4 protein-coding genes are annotated in these 3070 nt (G+C 38.6%); all 4 read right to left on the bottom strand.

The window, feature by feature from the left end:
• The coding region (locus IH597_16180; protein ID MBE0663995.1) for an aldo/keto reductase at positions 1-928 on the bottom strand (928 nt) is incomplete at its 3' end.
• Positions 929-1102: 174 nt separating this feature from the next.
• Positions 1103-1873: a hypothetical protein gene (locus IH597_16175; protein MBE0663994.1), complete on the bottom strand. Its 771-nt coding sequence runs from the start codon at positions 1871-1873 to the stop codon at positions 1103-1105.
• A gap of 185 nt (positions 1874-2058) precedes the next feature.
• Complete coding sequence (locus IH597_16170) at positions 2059-2619, bottom strand: hypothetical protein (protein MBE0663993.1); 561 nt, start codon at positions 2617-2619, stop codon at positions 2059-2061.
• Between the two features lie 260 nt (positions 2620-2879).
• Positions 2880-3070: hypothetical protein (locus IH597_16165; GenBank protein MBE0663992.1), on the bottom strand; the 191-nt coding region annotated here is incomplete at its 5' end.

The raw sequence follows: 3070 nt of genomic DNA, 5'->3' as shown, positions 1-3070 counted from the left end.
CTTCATCAAGCTGAATACTTGCAGCCCGAACTGCACTTTCGAGTTGTTCGAATGTTCGTGGGCCAATAATAGGCGCTGTCACAACCGGATTATGAAGCAACCATGCCAGTGCGACTTCTCCGGGTGGGTGTCCAATATTTTTACACAGCGCCTCGTATTTCTCCAATTGACTACGTTTTTTTTCTATTTGATCCACCTGGCTTTTGTCAATACGCCTTCCAACCTTATGTTTCTCCAATGCTCCGCCCAACAGCCCGCCGGCCAATGGACTCCAGGGAATCAGTCCTAATCCGTAATGTCGGCAGGCCGGAATCACTTCAAGCTCAACCATCCGGTTGTCAAGATTGTACACACTCTGCTCGCTCACCAATCCCAACATGCCGCGTTTGGAAGCTTCCTGGCAGGCAGTAGCAATATCCCAACCCGCGAAATTGCTTGAACCGGCATACACAACTTTCCCTTGTTTGATCAGTGTGTCAAAACTTTGCCAGGTTTCATCCCATGAACACTCACGGTCGATATGATGCATCTGATACAAATCAATCCAATCGGTTTGCAATCGCTTTAAGCTGCCTTCGCAATGTTTCCGGATTTTATAGGCGCTCAGGCTGCGGCCATCACTGTTTACTTCTGGTAAATTTGCCTTGCGATCCACAGGATTGTAAACTTTTGTGGCCAGTACCACAGCATCCCGCCGGCCTCCGCCCTGTGCAAGCCATCGCCCGATAATTTCTTCCGTGTATCCATGTTCCACCGACCAGCCATACACATCGGCAGTATCGAAAAAATTGATCCCCAATTCCAACGCGCGATCCATGATTTTGAAGCTCTCTGCTTCGCTCGCATGCCACCCAAAGTTCATGGTTCCAAGGCAAATATCACTAACCAGAACCCCGTGCTTTCCAAGTCTCTTATGTTTTACAGTCATTGTGCTATCTCCTTATTATTTGTTATTAAACGTTGTGTAACGGTTGGCACATGTTGTCGGGGCGGATTTCGGAGAACGTTCCTGTCCGAAGGACACGGAAGTGCGAAACGGGAATCTGCAGTTGGCGTACTACTGAACCCCGCCCTGCAATATGTACTTTGTTACCACACGTTTTTATTTTTCCGTTTTAAAAAAGTCATTTATCATTTGCTGTAATCCACTGTCGGTAAATACACCAGTTTCTATTTCAAATTTGTCTTGTTTTACAAGTAAGACTCCATAAGGACTTTTCTGTTCCAACCTGTCAAATAATTGGTTATTTACAATAAAAAATCGGTCGTCACTGATATTGACATTCAGAGAGGAGTCTTTGTACTTTTCAATTATTTTATTTGCATAAAATCCAAAATCACTTGAGACTTCATAAATCCCTTCTGAATTGTCAGATTTTGCAATTGAATTAAACTGAGTCGAATCTGGGATAAAAAACATTACTGTTGAATCCTTCAATTCATGAATCTTTTTTGATTCATCCCAATTCCCAGAGTTAATAGCAATTATTAATTTGCCTTTGATAGATTTATCAATTTTTACATCAGCAATTTTATTGATTGTCAAATCGAGGTCAATTAAATCATTCACAGGATTCTCCAAGTTAAAGAGGATTTCATTAAAGTCAACTTTGCTCAAATTATCATTGAGTATTTTAATGAATTTTTGTGGGTTTATCTGGATTACTTTGTACAGAGTTCCATTACTAAATTCACTGAACTCGGCATTGTTTCTGCAATCTAGTCCAAAAGTTTCCAAGAATTTGAGCAATAAATTTTCTGATATTTTATCTCCACTCTCAGATGCGTCCAAAACGATTGAGATGTTACATTTTAATGAATCAGTTTGTTGTCCATAAGAATTGACGTATAAACTGATGGTCAGAAGAATCATTAATATGGTTTTTATTTTTAGTAGTCGCTTCATTTTTCAAATGTCCGGTAACGGCCGACGCTATGGCAAGTGCGGGAATAGATTGTTGCTCAACTGTCTACCAACACAAATGTAGGTAAAGATTTCAAATGTTTCAACGAACACGCAAACCCGCATTTGCTATAGCGTTTTTTATGTGGCGTTTTTTATAATATCATCCAACCTTCATACACAAAAGTAACTTTTGCATTTTTTATAAATTCATTAAAATTGTCTGTCTCTAATTTTTCCTTGTTAGTCAATTCTATTAAAAAAGATTGGGTCACAAAGGAATTGGGTGGACCAACCCAAAATTCAAATCTTCGTTTGTCCTTCTTTTCTAAATATTTGAGTTCCGTAATTGAAATTGCAAGTCCCTCGGATGTTGAACAGCCTAACATTTGAGGTGTAATAAGTCCACTTGAAAATAGTCCTAAATAATTCAAGTTATATTCCCCAATGCTGATTGCGATACTATCGTAAATGATTGAAGTCATGTTTTCTCGTGTAATTATTTTAATCTTTCCATTATATTTTGGGTAAGATTGTTCATGGTATTTATTTTCGAAAACATCTCGAATCATATATTCTGAATGTTCTCCTTCATTTTTAAATTCTGTCTTTAAAGGCTGTTTGCCTTCAATGTTTTTCTGAACAGTCTGAGTATGCTTGCATGACCAAAGAGATAGTATAAACCCAAATGTCAAAATGCATAAAATTGTCTTCATGTTGCGATTTTAAAATGCCACATAACTCGTTTATTGATAGGGTAAAACTGTACACTGATTTGCTCCTGAAGGAAAACATTGTACGGTTTTAACCCATTTTTATTTTTATCGTTGATTCAATGAACTGTAAATGTCAGAACAAAGATAATGTTTTTACAAAAGGACAAACGGGATTTTATTTTATGGATAACTGCATGGGCACAAATTTCTGCTATCCTAATTGACTTGTGCCCATTCAACTGCTGGATATGGTTTCGATGTCAGACCTGCTGACCAAAAACCAACAGTTCTCTTTTATCAATAAATTCTTTTATCTGGCTTAATATTTCCTTTTTGGTGAACTGGACATCCGTGGTCTGTTGGCCGTTGCCGGATATAGAATTTAGTTCTTCGATAAGTGGATCAAGATCGGTTTCGGTGTTCTGAATGCCAACACTTACCCGTGCCATCC

This window comes from Bacteroidales bacterium (assembly GCA_014860575.1).
In the GTDB taxonomy this organism is placed as follows: domain Bacteria; phylum Bacteroidota; class Bacteroidia; order Bacteroidales; family JAAYJT01; genus JAAYJT01.
Note: the sequence above shows the minus strand (reverse complement) of the source record. Positions and strands in the feature narration are given on the sequence as shown.

Coding starts and splice junctions, on each gene's coding strand:
- IH597_16170 (MBE0663993.1), bottom strand. CDS start 2,619: ATGAAGACAATTTTATGCATTTTGACATTTGGGTTTATACTATCTCTT.
- IH597_16175 (MBE0663994.1), bottom strand. CDS start 1,873: ATGATTCTTCTGACCATCAGTTTATACGTCAATTCTTATGGACAACAA.